General features: G+C 73.4%; 9 protein-coding genes. 8 read left to right on the top strand and 1 reads right to left on the bottom strand.

Features of this window, described 5'->3' with window-relative positions; genetic code table 11:
• The first annotated feature begins 12 nt into the window (after positions 1–12).
• From KIK06_RS10825 to KIK06_RS10800, 6 genes are all read left to right on the top strand, one after another.
• Entirely contained in the window at positions 13–1,527 is a 1,515-nt protein-coding gene (locus KIK06_RS10825; protein WP_268643072.1) for a TIGR02677 family protein, read from the top strand.
• Positions 1,527–2,981 (top strand): DUF2398 family protein, encoded by a 1,455-nt coding sequence (locus KIK06_RS10820; RefSeq protein ID WP_268643071.1) that lies wholly within the window; start codon positions 1,527–1,529, stop codon positions 2,979–2,981. The genes KIK06_RS10825 and KIK06_RS10820 overlap by 1 nt, the downstream gene beginning before the upstream one ends.
• Positions 2,978–7,171 carry a TIGR02680 family protein gene (locus KIK06_RS10815; RefSeq protein WP_268643070.1) on the top strand — a complete coding sequence of 1,398 codons (4,194 nt, stop codon included), beginning with the start codon at positions 2,978–2,980 and terminating at the stop codon, positions 7,169–7,171. The genes KIK06_RS10820 and KIK06_RS10815 overlap by 4 nt, the downstream gene beginning before the upstream one ends.
• Positions 7,168–8,397: a TIGR02679 family protein gene (locus KIK06_RS10810; RefSeq protein ID WP_268643069.1), complete on the top strand. Its 1,230-nt coding sequence runs from the start codon at positions 7,168–7,170 to the stop codon at positions 8,395–8,397. Before KIK06_RS10815 ends, KIK06_RS10810 begins: the two co-directional genes overlap by 4 nt.
• 682 nt (positions 8,398–9,079) lie before the next feature.
• Positions 9,080–9,505: a VOC family protein gene (locus tag KIK06_RS10805; protein WP_268645937.1), complete on the top strand. Its 426-nt coding sequence runs from the start codon at positions 9,080–9,082 to the stop codon at positions 9,503–9,505.
• A 335-nt stretch (positions 9,506–9,840) separates the two neighbouring features.
• A complete protein-coding gene (locus tag KIK06_RS10800) occupies positions 9,841–10,812 on the top strand; it encodes a bile acid:sodium symporter family protein (RefSeq protein WP_268643068.1) in 972 nt (323 codons plus the stop codon).
• Positions 10,813–11,233: 421 nt separating this feature from the next.
• Here the strand turns inward: KIK06_RS10800 and xylB are convergent, their stop codons facing one another.
• Positions 11,234–12,619: a xylulokinase gene (xylB, locus tag KIK06_RS10795; RefSeq protein WP_268643067.1), complete on the bottom strand. Its 1,386-nt coding sequence runs from the start codon at positions 12,617–12,619 to the stop codon at positions 11,234–11,236.
• A gap of 478 nt (positions 12,620–13,097) precedes the next feature.
• Here xylB and KIK06_RS10790 point away from each other — a divergent pair, with 478 nt between their 5' ends.
• Positions 13,098–13,370, top strand: coding sequence for a hypothetical protein (locus KIK06_RS10790; protein WP_268643066.1), 273 nt, complete (start codon positions 13,098–13,100; stop codon positions 13,368–13,370).
• Positions 13,371–13,422: 52 nt separating this feature from the next.
• The gene (locus KIK06_RS10785) at positions 13,423–14,451 is read left to right on the top strand and encodes an MBL fold metallo-hydrolase (protein WP_268643065.1); all 1,029 of its coding nucleotides are present in this window, start codon (positions 13,423–13,425) and stop codon (positions 14,449–14,451) included.
• Positions 14,452–14,528: the final 77 nt, after the last annotated feature.

The raw sequence follows: 14,528 nt of genomic DNA, 5'->3' as shown, positions 1-14,528 counted from the left end.
GGGGAAGCACGGGTGACGGAGCGCACGGCGCTGGATCTGGACGCGCTCGCGGTCAGCGACCGCTTCCAGCTGTTCAACTTCACCCGGCGCGACGACCACATCACCTACCTGTGGATCCTGCGGGCCGTGGACCGGCTGCGGGAGGTCCACCAGGTGCAGGTCGGCGCCGAGGACGTCGCCGCGGCCCTGCGCGAGCTCGCCCGCGTCCACCCGGACGTGTCGGTGCCCGAGCGCGGCCTGCGCCACCGGCTGGACGAGCTGGCCGCCGACGGGGTCGTGCACCGCCTCGACGACGCCTCCCGCGCGGGCAACCTGGCCAGCTACCGCAACCGCCAGTCGGTCTACCAGTTCAGCGAACTCGGCTACCGGGTCTACCAGGCGGTGGAGAACGTGCTCGGCGCCCGGGTGGAGGACGTCAACCTCTCCCGCCTGGTCTTCTCCGACGTGCTGGACGACCTCAGGTCCCTGGCCGAGGCCAACCGCACCGGGCAGGTCGAGGACGTCTACCGGCGGCTGTCGCGCGTGGACGCGGTCATGGAGGACATGGGTCGGCGCTCGGCGCGCTTCCACGTCACCCTCGGCGAGATCCTGCGCTCCACCGAGGCCTCCCCGGACACCTTCCTGCGCTACAAGAACGCCCTGCTCGTCCACATGTCGGACTTCGTGGCCGAGCTCGACCGCTACCTGCCGCGCCTGGACCGCGCCGTGCACGAGGTCGAGGCCACCGGTCTGGCCACCCTCCTGTCCCGTGCGGCCGAGGCCGACGAGCGCGTGTTCATGGCGCGCGAGGAGCGTCTGGTGGACTGGCGGCGCCGCTGGACGGCCGTGCGCGCCTGGTTCGCCTCCGACGGCGCCGCGCCCACCCGCGCCGCCGAACTCGGTTCGGCCACCCGCTCCGCGGTCTCGGGCGTCATCGCGCTGCTGCGGCAGATCACCGAGGCCCAGCGCGGCGGGGTCAACCGCTCCACCCAGCTGCGCCACCTCGCCGAGTGGGTGTTCAACACCCCCGACGAGGGCGCCGCCCACGCGCTCATGGGCGCGGCGTTCAACGTCCGCTCGGCCCGCCACCTGGGCACCGCCCACGACGACGACGAACAGATCCCGCCCACCACCACCTGGTGGGACGCCCCCGGTGTGGAGGTGTCGGTCACCCTCTTCCGCAGCGACCGGGCGCCGAGCGCGGGGGTGCCCAAGCCCGTCCGCCGCAACCCCGGAGCCCGCTCCGAGATACGCCGCCGCCAGGCCGAGGAACGCGCCGCCGAACGCCACGCGGCCGAACGGCTGGCCGCCGACGGCGCCCACGGCCGCGTCCTGGACGAGACCGACACCCGTATCCTGCTGCGCCTGGTCACCCGGGCGCTGGAGTCGCGCAGCGTGGTCGCCGGCCGCCTGCGGTCGGCCACCGGCTCCGACGGCGGCACGATCGTCCGCCTGGTGCCCAGCGAACACGGCAGCACCGTCCGCACCACCCAGGGCAGCATCCACCTGCCCGGACTCCGCCTCGAACTCGCCACGAAGGGGACGTGATGGCCCGCCGCCGAGGCCCCGCGCGCACCGTCGACCCCACCGAGCTGGGCACCTACCAGCAGGCCGTGCGCCGGGTCCTGACCCACGACCTCATCACCGCCACCCGGCCCCGCCCCGGGGTGCTCGACCAGGTGCTGTGCTGGGCAGACCAGATGGCCGAGGACCTGCGCTCCCTGTTCGGGTACACGCTCATCGCCACCACCGCCCACGTGCGGCTCGTGCGCGAACTCGACGAACTCGACCCCACCCAGCGCCAGGTCTTCTCCCGCAAGGGGCGCCCCTTCGACCGCCGCAGGCTCGCCTACCTGTGCCTGCTGCTGGCCGCCTTCCAACGCTCCCAGATCGAGATCAGCCTCGGCGACCTGGTCCGCCAGTTCACCCCCTCGGCCAACACGATCGAGGGGCTCGGCTACGACCCCACCGACTCCGCGCACAAGGCCGCCCTCGTCGACGCCGCCCACTGGCTGCTGGACCGCGGCGCCCTCCACCTGTCCGACGGCTCGCTGGAGGCGTGGGCGCGCGGGTACGACCAGGCCGACGCGCTCTTCGACATCGACCACGAGATCTGCGAGATCCTCTTCCGGCCCGCCCGCCCCGTCCAACACCTGGGCAGCGTCACCGGCCTGCTGAGCGACGCCCCCGGCGGACAGAACCGGGACCGCGCCGCCCAGCGCGCCCGGCGCCTGCTCGTGGAACACCCCGCGGTCTACTACGCCGACCTCGAACCCGAGGTGGCCGCCGCCCTGCGCGGCAAGGGCGTGGCCGAGGAGGTCGCGCGCGTGACCGGCCTGAAGGTGGAGCGCCGCGCCGAGGGCGTCCTGCTCGCCGATCCCGCCGGGAACTTCACCGACCGGCCCTTCCCGGGCCGCGGCGGCGCCGTCACCCGCGTCGCCGGACTGCTCCTGGCCCAGATCGCCACCCTGTTCGAGGAGTCCTGGGCGGCCCTGGTCCACCTGGAGGCGCCGTCCTGCGCCCGTGAACACGAAGACCTCGTCCGACTCGTCGACGCGGGTCTGCCCCACCACGGCGTGGTCGGCGAACTCGCCTGGACCGGGACCGGCGCCCACGACCCGGCCGAGGCGCCGGTCGGGGAGAGCGTCCGGATGCCCCTGGTCGAACGCGGTCGCCTGGAGGGCATGGTCGCGGACCTGTTCGCCGAGTTCGGCGCCGCCTCCTTCACCAACGCCTGGCAGCAGGACCCGCACGGACTCCTGGACGCCGCCCTGGCGCTCCTCGCCGACCTGCGCCTGGTCCGCCCCGTACCCGGCGGGGTCCTGGTGACGCCCGCGGCGCTGCGCTACCGCAACATCCAGGGCGCCCTGCCCGAACGCGAGGACACCGGCCTGCTCCCGCTCGGCCCCCTCGCCGAATCCGACGGGGCCGCCGGGACCGGCGCCCCGGAGACCGACGCCGCCCCCGATCCCGCTCCGCACGAGACCGAAGGAAGCCGATGACGACCCGAGGGAGCGACCGCTTCCGGCCCAGCCGCGCCGGTGTGATCAACGTCTGGGACTACGTCGACGAGGAGTTCGCCTTCGCCGACGGCCGCCTCATCCTGCGCGGCCACAACGGCTCGGGCAAGACCAAGGCGCTGGAGGTGCTCTTCCCGTTCATCCTGGACGGCTACACCGACGCGCGCAGGCTCGACCCGTTCAGCGGTCAGAACCGGACGATGAAGTCCAACCTGCTCTACCGGGGCCAGGAGTCCGAGTACGGGTACGTGTGGATGGAGTTCGCGCGGCCCGAGGACTCCGCGGCCGCCCCCGAGACGGTCACCCTCGTCATCGGCCTGCGCGCCCACAAGCACCGCGACGGCGTCGTCCCCTCCTTCTTCGTCACCGACCAGCGCCTCGGCGTCGACTTCGGACTGCTCGCCACCGACGGCCGCCCCCTCACCGAGAAGCAGCTCAAGACCGCCCTCGGCGAGGGCGCCCACCACACCAGCGCCGCCGACTACCGCCGCGCCGTCGACGCGCGCCTGTTCGGCCTCGGAGACCGCTACATCCAGCTCCTCGACCTCCTCCTCGCCCTGCGCCGCCCCCTCCTGGCCAAGGACCTGGACCCGGAGAAGGTCTCCGACACCCTCGCCAGCGGCCTCAGCCCCCTGGACGAGGACCTCGTCGACCAGGCCGCCCGCGACTTCGCCAACCTCGCCGCCGTCCAGATCCGCTTCGACAACGCCACCGCCGCCGACGAGGCCGTGCGGACCTTCCTGACCGAGTACGCCGACTACCTCACCACCAACGCCCGCCACCGGATGGCCAGGGTCACCGCCGCCGCCGACCAGGCCGCCGCGCACGGCCGCACCGTCACCGAGGCCGCCGCCGAACACCGGCGCGCCACCGGGGAGCGTGACACCGCCCGCGCCCGTGAGGAGGAGCTCACCACCCGGATCGGGGAGAAGTCCGCCGAGGTCACCGCTCTGGAGGCCGACGAGGCCCTGCGCGACCACGACCGCCTCCGCGAACGCCGCCAGCGCCACGAGGAGCAGACCCGACGGCTGGCCGCCCAGGACACCCGGCTCGACGGCCAGGCCCAGGAGATCGCCCACCTGCGCACCGAGGCCGCCCGCGTCGCCGAACGCATCGAGCGGGACCGCGCCACGGCACGCCGTCTGACCACCGAACTGACCGAGGCCGCCGACCGCGCCGGAATCCACCACGACGCCGAGGGCGGGGTCGACACCGGCGAGGATCTGCCCACCACCGCCCGCGCCCGGGCCGCCGCCCGCGAGGGCGACGTGCGCGCCGTCGCCGAGCGGCTCGACGCGCTCGACACCGCCGAGGCCGCCCGCGGCCGCGCCGAGACCGCCAGCTCCCGCGCCGCCGACGAGCTCACCGGACGCGAGGCCGACTGCACCCGCGCCGCCGAGGAGCTCGCCGCGCTCCGCTCGGGCGCCGCCGACGCCGTGCGCGCCTGGCACGAACGCTGGGACCTGGTCGACGACACCGGCCGCGGCGCCCTCCTGGACGCCCTGGCCCGCCTCGGCGAACCCGGCACCCCCACCCTGGTCGAGGTGTTCAACGAGCACGTCCACGACGCGCAGCTGGAGATCGCCGCGCGCGTGCACGGCCTGGAGCGCCAGGAGACCGAGACCTCCGAGGAACTCGTCCGGCTGCGCCGGGAGCGCGACGACATCGCCGCCGAACGCGACGACGCCCCGCCCGCCGACCCGTTGCGCCCCGCGCCGCGCGGCGGCCGCCAGGGCGCGCCGCTGTGGCGGCTCGTCCGCTTCGCCGACGACCTGCCCGAGGAGCACGGCGCGGCGGTCGAGGGCGCCCTGCACGCCGCCGGGATGCTCACCGCCTGGGTCCACCCCGACCCCGCGCTCACCCGCACCGCCCTCGCCGACGGCGACAGCGACGCCTACCTGCTGCCGTCCGCGCCGCACCCCGGAGCCACCCTCGCCGACGTCCTGGTCCCCGAGGACCAGGCGCACGTCCCCGCCGAGACCATCACCCGCGTCCTGCGCTCCGTGCCGCTGCACCGCGACACCGGTGACGCCGTCACCACGACCGGGGGCGTGGACACAGGAGCCCGGTTCGGACTGGGCGTGCTCGTCGGCTCGCACCCCAAGGCCGCCGCGGAGTACATCGGCGCCACCAACCGCGCCCACCGGCGCCGCGAACGGCTCGCCGCCTGCGACGCCCGCGTCGCCGAGCTCACCGAACACCACGAGAGCCTGCGCGACCAGCTCGGACACGCCCGCGAACGGCTCAAGGACCACGGTCGCGCCCGAGGCGACCTGCCCGACCCCACCCCCGTGGCCAAGGCCGTGCGCGCCGTCGAACGCCACTCCACCCTCCTGGCCTCCGCCCGTACCGCCGCCGACCGGTCGCGCCGCGACCTCGACACGGCCGTCGCCGAGGTCGACGCCCAGCGCCGCCGGGTACGCGCCGTGGCCGCCGAACGCGCGATGCCCGCCGACCGCGCCGGGACCGACGCCGTCTCCGAGGCCCTGACCGACTTCCTCGCCACCGCGGACGCCCTGCACACCACCCGCACCGACGCCGCCGAGTACGAACGCGACCTCGCGGGCCGCCGCGAGACCGTCGACCGCCTCACCGCCGCGCTGGAGTCCGAACGCGAGGAGCTGGCCGAACAGCGTGCCGCGCACGAAGAGGAGGCGGCGGCCCTGGCCGCGATGGAGTCGGCCATCGACGCCCCCGTCCGCGAGATCCTCGCCCGCCTCGACGCGCTGCGCGCCGAACGCGACGCGCTCACCCGCGAACGCGACACCGCCCGGACCACGGCGCAGACCGAGCACGACCGCGCGATCCGCTCCGAGACCCGCCGCGACGAGGGAAGGGGCGCGCTCACCCTCGCGCTGGGCGCCCTCCACGAGGCCGTGGAGTCCCTCGCCGAGTTCACCCAGCCCGCCGTGCGCGCCGTCATGGGCGTCGAACCGACCACCGCCTGGCCCGACCGCAGCACCTGGCCCACTCCGGAGGAGATGGCCGAGCGCATCCTCACCGGTACGGCCGAGACCGTCGCCGAGGCCCTCCCCGACGGTGTCGGCGCCCTGTTGGAGGCCTTCACCGCCACCGTCGGCGCCACCCCGGCGGTCAGCGAGAGCGACATCAAGTCCACCGCCACCCGCATGTCGAACGCGCTGCGGTCCTTCCAGGAGACCCTGGGCGGTGACTCCGAGGGCTACCGGGTCGACCACGAGGTCGGCCCCACCGGCATCATCACCGTGTTCGTCAACGACGAGGGCGGCCGCAACCCCGTCTCGGCGTTCGCGCGCGCCATCGCCGACCGGGTCGAGGAGCAGGGCGCGCTCCTGCGGGAGGAGGAGCACCAGGTCCTGGAGGACGAACTGCTCGGCGGCATCGCCCAGCAGATCCACGAGCGCGTCCGGGACGCCCGTGACCTGGTCCGCGACATGGACCGGGACACCCGCGCCCGCCCGATGTCCTCCGGGACGCGCATCGGCATCCGCTGGGTGCGCGACGAGTCCCTCACCGACCGGGAACGCCTGGCCACCCGGCTGGTCAAGCGCGACGAGGCGGGCCTGGGGCCCTCGGGCCTGGCCGAACTGCGCGCGGTGCTGCGCGACATGATCCGCGACCACCACGCCGCCCACCCCCGTGCCAGCTACAAACAGGTCCTGGCCGCCGTCCTGGACTACCGCGACTGGTACCGCTTCGAGCTGCGCCTGGCCGTCCCGGGCCAGGAGGAGGTGCGGCTCACCCGGAACAAGCACGAGCAGATGTCGGGTGGGGAGAAGTCCGCCGCGATCCACCTGCCGCTGTTCGCGGCGGCCAACGCGCTGTACTCCTCGGCCGCCCCGACCTGCCCGCGCGTGGTCGCCCTCGACGAGGCGTTCGCGGGTATCGACGACCGCTACAAGCCCGAGCTCATGGGCCTGACCGTCACCTTCGGCCTGGACATGTTCATGACCGGACACGACCTGTGGGTGCACTACGACACCGTGCCCATGGCCGCCCACTACGACATGCACCACGACAAGGGGGCGCACACGGTCTCGGCGCTGCTCATGCTGTGGGACGGGGAGCAGACGATCGACGCCGACGCCGGGTTCTCCGGCAACGAGGAGCTGGCCGCCGAACTCCTGGGCATCACCCCCAGCCGGTTCGTGCCCCAGTCCACCGAGGGGACCCTGCTGGAGGAGGCCGGGTGAACCTCGACCGGTTCCGCGAACCCCGGTTCGCCGCACTGCTCGACCGGGCGCGCACCGAGGTGGAGAAGCGCAACGGCGTCCTGACCGGGAGCTTCACGGTCAAGGGCCTGACCGCCGAGGAGTACCGGAGCCTCAACGGCCTCCTCGGTCTGAACCGGAAACCGGGGGCGAGCGGATTCACCGTCGAACTCTCCCGACTTGACACCACGCTGAGCTCCGGCTACGGGATCGGGCTGGTCGAACTCCTGGAGACCCTCGGCCCTCCGCTGCGCCCCAAGGGCGAGGAGAAGGCGCGTAGGGCGCGGCTTCGCTCGGAGGTGCTGGCTCCCGCGTTGGCCAGCTCCCTGAACGAGACCGCCGCCTGGTACCGGGACTGGCTCTCCTGGGTCGAGCGCTACCGCGTGGGGCACCTGTCGGGTGCCGGGGACACCACGACCCTCGGCCAGGCCGTGCGGGTCCTGGAGGCCGTCGACGCCCGCGAACCGGCCGCCCCTCCGCTGCTCCTGCCCGAACTGGCCGTCCGGGTCACCGGCAGCACCAAGGCCCTCAACCACGGCAGGCCCCTGTCCACCCTGGTCCTGCGGGCGCTGGTGCGCCGCTCGACCAGTGCCCTGCCGCCGGACGGCAACGCGGAGGAGTGCCGGGCCCTGTGGGAGGAGAACGACGTCGTTCCCGACGACCTGGCCAGCCGGGTTCTGGCGCTCAACCTCCCCGCTCGGGGAGCCGGGCTGGGGGAGTGGCTGACCGGGGCCGCTCAAACGGGTGTCCCGTTCCAGGTGACCCTGCACCAGCTCGTCCGACTGCCCGTCGCCGTCGGCGAACCCGTCGTGTACGTGTGCGAGAACCCCGCCGTCCTGCGCCGCGCGGCCGAACGGTTCGGTGCCCGGTCCGCACCGCTGCTGTGCACCGAGGGCTGGCCGTCGGCCGCCTTCCACCGCCTGGCGCGGGCGGTCAGCGACGGGGGCGGGCGACTGCGCTACCACGGCGACTTCGACTGGCCGGGCCTGGCCATGACCCGGCGGGTGGTCGAACGGCACGGCGCGGTCCCGTGGCGGATGACGGCGGCCGACTACCTCGCCCACGAGGCCGACGAGTACGACGCGCTGAGCGGTGACGACCAGCCCTCCCCGTGGGATCCCGCTCTGGCGGAGGCGATGGCGCGGCACCAGCGCATCGTCTACGAGGAGTCCGTGGTCGACACGCTCCTCGGCGACCTCGCCCGCTGACACCGGTTCGGCGCCGCAGGGTGCCCGACCTTCTCAGACCGGTGCATAGCTGTGCTTTCGAGTGGTGAGCACCCGGCGGGATTCGGACTTGAGGTCATTGGATGAGAAGTCCGGCGACCTGGTGTTGCCACATGTCATTTCCCGCTGTTTCGTCGTGTCCCATCTGGTTCGGCAGCGTCCTGCTGAGGGTTTTCTCCGGGGTGAGGTTGTCGGTTCGTGGATGATGTGAGGTGATCGGAGATAGGTGGGGCCTAAGATGATGACGGGGTTTCGTGGCCAGTGGTGAATTATGTGCGCCTGTGTTCAGTTTCGTTTCTTGTGTCTGGTTTTCAACAACTTGCAGTTTCGGGCTGTCTGGGAGAGTGAAGGCGCAGGTCAGGAAGACTGCTCCCCGCGCACGCGGGGATGGACCCGGTACGTTGAGGCTCGCATGGCCCGGAAACAGCTGCTCCCCGCGCACGCGGGGATGGACCCTGGGGCAGGGCGTTCGGGTCCCATACCAGGATCTGCTCCCCGCGCACGCGGGGATGGACCCCACGATCCGCCGTGTCGACGGGCTTCCCGTCCCTGCTCCCCGCGCACGCGGGGATAGAGGGTGCAGGGCCCCGCGGGAGGCGTCCGTCGTCGACACGGCCGAGTGTCCGACCTCTTACCTAAGCTCGGCGACATGGCTATTCAACGGATGGACAACGTCGGTATTGTCGTCGAAGACCTTGAGGCCGTGACCGCGTTCTTCGTTGAACTCGGCATGGAGCTGGAGGGTGAGGGGCAGGTCGAGGGGCGGTGGGTGGACCGTGTCGTCGGGCTCGACGGTGTCCGAACCGACATCGCGATGCTACGGACCCCGGACGGCCACAGCCGGATCGAACTGATGAGGTTCCACACGCCGACGGCGGTCGCCACCGAGCCGAAGAACGCACCGGCGAACGCGCTGGGCATTCGTCGCGTCATGTTCGCCGTCGACGACATCGACGAGGTCGTGGCCCGCCTGCGCACGCACGGCGCCGAACTCGTCGGCGAGGTGGCCCAGTACCAGGACAGCTACCGGCTCTGCTACGTCCGTGGCCCCGAGGGCGTCATCGTCGGCCTGGCCGAGCAGCTCGGCTGAAGGGATCCAGGCCGAGCTCCGACTCTTCGCACCTGGACTGTCCGGAGTCTGCTGACGGACCGTGCCGGACGATGAGAAGGGCGGTCGGGTGCTCCTGGCCCAGGGGCGTACAGGACGTGCGACGCCCTGGAGCCGATGCACTTCGCGGCCGATCGGGCGGTGGGTGCGGCCCCACCGCCCAGGTGGACTCGGCAACGGGCGGATACGGCTGGCCCGGGCGGTGGACCGGGCGGCGCCGGGACTACGCTGACCGGTGCGGTGTCGACCCCTCGCGGCGGCAACCGCCCGGGGACCGGTGCCCGCCGCCCCGGGGTATTCCACGGGAAAGTTCCTCCATGTCTGTCATCTCACGCGTCGCCGACGCCGTCGGCCGCTGGTTCGCCCCCCTGGTCCTGCTCGGAGGGGTCCTCGGACTCCTCGTGCCCGACCTGGCATCGACCCTGACCCCCCACATCCCCCTCCTGCTCGGCGTCATCATGTTCGGCATGGGCCTCACCCTGCGCCCGGTCGACTTCGCGGTCGTGGCCCGGCACCCCAAGGCGGTGGCCCTGGGCGTGCTCGCCCAGTACACGGTGATGCCGCTGCTCGGCTACGGGATCGCCCACCTGCTCGGCCTGCCCCCGATGCTCGTGGTGGGCATGGTCCTGGTGGGCGCCGCGCCGGGCGGGACCGCCTCCAACGTGATCGTCTACCTGGCGCGCGGTGACGTGGCGCTGTCGGTGGCGATGACGTCGGTCTCCACCCTGCTGGCTCCGGTGCTCACCCCGCTGATCGTGCTGGGCCTGGCCGGTTCGACGCTGCCCGTCGACACGGGCGCCCTCTTCCTGTCCATCGTCAAGATGGTGCTGCTGCCCGTCCTGGCGGGACTCCTGCTGCGCCGGTTCGCGGACCGGGCGGTCACCGCGGCCCTTCCGGCGCTGCCGCTGGTGCCGGTCACCGGGATCGTGGTCGTGGTCGCCGGGGTGGTGGGCGCCAACGCCGACACCGTCCTGGGCACGGGCCCACTGGTGGCACTGGCCGTGGTGCTGCACAACGCCCTGGGGTTGGGCCTGGGGTACCTGATCGGCCGGATCGGCGGGGTGCCCGAGAGCGGGCGCCGCGCGGTCAGCGTCGAGGTCGGTATGCAGAACTCCGGGCTGGCCGCCGCGCTGGCCACGGCGCACTTCGCGCCCCTGGCCGCGCTTCCCGGAGCGCTGTTCTCCGTGTGGCACAACATGTCCGGCGCGGCCGTGGCGACGCTGTGGGCGCGCCGCCCGCCGCAGGACACGGCCGCCCGATCGGAGGCGGACGTCACCGGGATCGGGTGACCGCCGCGGGGTTCGGGGGGTGCGGCGGAACGCTGGCCGTTCCCCCCGTTCCGGGATTCCATGCGCGCGGGGTGTGGCCTGAAGTGGACATTCGGGGTCGGGCGAGTGGTGTACGGCAGGCTCCGACGCTTGTCAGTGTGGTCCCATGCCCGAGCGACGCCGCGTGCTCCCGGTCCCGTGTTCCTGGATCCTCGCGTTCGTGCTGATCGCCGCCGCGTGCGATCCCCACGCGTCCGTGACCGTCCCGCTCCCTCCCGAGGGGCCGATGTTCGGTCCGCCGATCGTGCTCAGAGCGGCCCCGGGTTCCTGCGGCGGCGCGGTCCGACGGCGCCCGCGCGGTCGGTGCCCCAGACCCCGGATGGCGTGGGGAACCGGTCACCCCCGTTGCCGCTACCGCTGAGCCCGGGTTGGGGGCATGCGCCTACACCCCGTGCACGGCCCGCCGGACGGCCGCGTAGCGCTCACGCACGTGCGGCACCGGCGCGGGCTCGGTCTGCGAACCGGTCTCGGTGGTGTCCCACTCCGGGGGCAGGTCGGCCCCGGTCAGTGCCCACGCCGCCTGGCGTGCCGCGCCGAGGGCCACGTACTCCGCCGGTGCGGGCACGACCACCGGCACGTCCAGGACCGTGGGCGCGATCGCGCGTACCGCCGCCGATCGGGCGCCGCCGCCCAGGAGCAGTACCCGGCCCACCGGGACCCCGGCGTTGGTCAGCGCGGTGAGCCCGTCGGCCAGCCCGCACAGCATGCCCTCCACCGCCGCGCGCGCGATGTTCTCCGGCCGCATGGTGGACCGGCGCAGGCCGTGCAGCGAACCGGCGGCGTCCGGCAGCACCGGTGTGCGCTCCCCGTCCAGGTAGGGCAGCAGGACCACGCCGCCCGCGCCCGGCTCGGCGGCCATGGCCAGCTCGTCCAGTTCGGCCAGCTCGACGCCCAGCATCGCCGCGGTGGCGGTGAGCACGCGCGCGGCGTTGAGGGTGCACACCAGTGGCAGGAAGCGTCCGGTGGCGTCGGCGAATCCGGCCACGGCGCCGGTGCGGTCGCGGGTGGCCTCGTCGCTGACCGTGAACACGGTTCCGCTGGTGCCCAGGGACAGCGCGGCGTCCCCCGCGCGCAGCCCCAGTCCCAGGGCCGCGCCCATGTTGTCCCCGGTGCCCGGGGCGACGAGCGCGCCCGAGGGGGTGTGTCCGACGGGCTCGTTCGGGGCGGCCACGCGCGGCACGGAGATCTCGCGTCCGAACGCGCGGACGAGCAGGTCGGTGCGGTAGACGCCCTGGCGCGGCGACCAGTATCCGGTGCCGGACGCGTCGCCGCGGTCGGTGGTAGGTTCGCCCACGCCGCCCGTCAGCCGCCAGGTGAGCCAGTCGTGCGGGAGCATCACCCCGGCCACACGCGCGGCGGCGCCTGGCTCGTGCTCGGCCAGCCAACGCAGTTTGGTGACGGTGAAGCTGGCCACGGGGACACTGCCCACCGCGTCCGCCCAGGACTCGGGGCCGCCGAGCTCGGCCACCAGGGCGTCGGCGGCCCCGGCGGAGCGCATGTCGTTCCACAGCAGGGCGGGGCGCACGACCTCCCCCTCGCCGTCCACCGTGACCATGCCGTGCTGCTGCCCGGCGACGGCCACCGCCGCCACGTCGTCGAGCAGCCCGGAGGAGGCGCCGGTCAGCGCCGACCACCACTCGCGGGGATGGATCTCGGTTCCGTCGGGGTGCGGCGCACGCGCCTCGCGTACCACCGCGCCGCTGTCGGCGTCGCGGACCACGACCTTGCAGGACTGCGTCGAACTGTCGATTCCGGCGACCAGGGCCATTTCCGCTCCGGGTGTGAGGAGGTGGAGGGGGAGCCGATCACCCCTGTGGCACGCGAAGTTCCTACCCCGTTCGCCGCTTCGGTCCCAGGCGCGGGGCTTTCCCTGGGGCCGGACAGACGCCGGTGGTTGCGCGCCAGGGCCCGAGAGCACCATGACCACGGACGAGCGAACCGGTCGCCGAGTTCCGGGGGTAGGCCGGGGAGCGTTCCGGACACGAACGCCGCCGACATCGTGGCCGCTGTCCCGGGCCTGGAACCGGCCGGGAAACTCGTATCCGTCATGCGCCCGGTGTGGTGGAAGGGCGGTACGGGGGAGTGGTCCGCGCCATCCTGACCGCCTCCGCGCGGTGTGGCCCGGTCGTGTCGGTCGTCGGTGCGGCCGGGCCGCGTCCGTGGCAGGCGGGTCTTGCCCGTGGAACGGAAATCAGATATTTTATTTTATATGGTTTCGATTGTTTTCGAGAAAGGGATACCGAGCCATGCGGCGACCGGCCATCGTCGGCCCGGCGCGCACGCTCGTCGGCGCCTTCGGCGGAGCCCCGCGGACGGTGCCGGTCGAGTGCCTCGCCGCCTTCGGCGCACACGGCGGCGCGGTCGCGCGCCGATTCCCCGCCTTGCCGCTGGTCTTCGTGCTGATGCGGAGCGCCCGCCGGGCCGAGGGCGCGGCCGTCCCCGTCGACGACGACCTGAACGGGGCCGGGTCCATCGACCCGGTGCGCGTCGGCGAGTGGAGCACCAGTGTTCACGGCTGACCACCACCGGCCATCCCACCGTGCACCGCGCATCACCAGTGAGGGGACGACCATGATCGACCGAAGCGCGTGGGCCGAGCCCGGGGTGGAGACCCTCCACCCGGGGGTACACCGGATCCCCCTACCACTGCCCAGTGACGCCCTGCGCGCCGTGAACGTCTATGTGCTGGAGGACCTGGCCGAGGACGACGGTCTCCTCCTGGTCGACAGCGGATGGGCCACCCCCGAGGCGCGCCGGGCTCTGGAGGAGGGACTGGCGGCCATCGGCCGCGACCTGACCGAGATCCGCGACATCCTGGTCACCCACGTCCACCGCGACCACTACACCCACGCGGTGGAGCTGCGCCGGTCACTGGGCTGCCGGGTCCACCTCGGAGCCGGGGAGCGCCGCGGCCTCGAACTGCTCAACGAGCGGCGCGGCGGGCTGTCCTTCCTCCTGCGCACCCTGTGCCAGGCGGGAGCGACCGCCCTGGCCGAGGAGGTCCGACCCCTCTACCCCGACGACTACGATCCCCGCGACTGGGCGGCCCCGGACCACTGGCTGGGGGAGGAGACGCTGCGTTTTCCGGGCGGTGGGCTCCGGGTCGTGCCGACCCCCGGCCACACCCGGGGGCACGTCGTCTACCTGGACGAGCGGCGTGGGCTGATGTTCTCCGGCGACCACGTCCTACCGCACATCACGCCGTCCGTCGGCTTCGAACCGGCCGATCCGGGTGGCCGTCCGCTGGCTGATTTCCTGGACTCGCTGCACCTGATGACCCGGTACGCCGACGCCCGTCTGCTGCCCGCGCACGGTCCGGTCACCGACAGCGTGCACGCCCGTGTCACCGAGCTGCTCGCGCACCACGAGGACCGGTTGCGTGCGACCCTTACGGCCCTCGGGGACGGTGCGAACGACGCGTTCGGCGTGGCCCGCGGCCTCACCTGGACCCGTCGCGAGGTGCCGTTCGGCGACCTGGACGCGGTCAACAGGATGCTCGCGGTCAACGAGACCGTCGCCCACCTGGACGTCCTCGTTCTGCGGGGGCGGACCACGGTCGAGACGGCCGACGGAACGCACCGGTACGCGCGCGTGCGCTGACACCGCGGCGCCGTGCGAGGACCCCGGAATGCCGCGTGGTCCTGAGAGCCGAGCGGCTTCGCGCGCGGGTTCCGTCG

Origin of the sequence: Nocardiopsis sp. EMB25 (genome assembly GCF_026797795.1) — a bacterium.
GTDB classification, from domain to species: Bacteria; Actinomycetota; Actinomycetes; order Streptosporangiales; family Streptosporangiaceae; genus Nocardiopsis; species Nocardiopsis lucentensis.
The sequence above is the reverse complement of the archived record's forward strand: the minus strand, read 5'-3'. Positions and strand labels throughout refer to the sequence as shown.

Excerpts from the sequence above, each read along its gene's own strand:
- KIK06_RS10815 (WP_268643070.1), top strand. The coding sequence starts at position 2,978 with ATGACGACCCGAGGGAGCGACCGCTTCCGGCCCAGCCGCGCCGGTGTG.
- KIK06_RS10820 (WP_268643071.1), top strand. The coding sequence starts at position 1,527 with ATGGCCCGCCGCCGAGGCCCCGCGCGCACCGTCGACCCCACCGAGCTG.
- KIK06_RS10805 (WP_268645937.1), top strand. The coding sequence starts at position 9,080 with ATGGACAACGTCGGTATTGTCGTCGAAGACCTTGAGGCCGTGACCGCG.
- KIK06_RS10785 (WP_268643065.1), top strand. The coding sequence starts at position 13,423 with ATGATCGACCGAAGCGCGTGGGCCGAGCCCGGGGTGGAGACCCTCCAC.
- xylB (WP_268643067.1), bottom strand. The coding sequence starts at position 12,619 with ATGGCCCTGGTCGCCGGAATCGACAGTTCGACGCAGTCCTGCAAGGTC.
- KIK06_RS10800 (WP_268643068.1), top strand. The coding sequence starts at position 9,841 with ATGTCTGTCATCTCACGCGTCGCCGACGCCGTCGGCCGCTGGTTCGCC.
- KIK06_RS10790 (WP_268643066.1), top strand. The coding sequence starts at position 13,098 with ATGCGGCGACCGGCCATCGTCGGCCCGGCGCGCACGCTCGTCGGCGCC.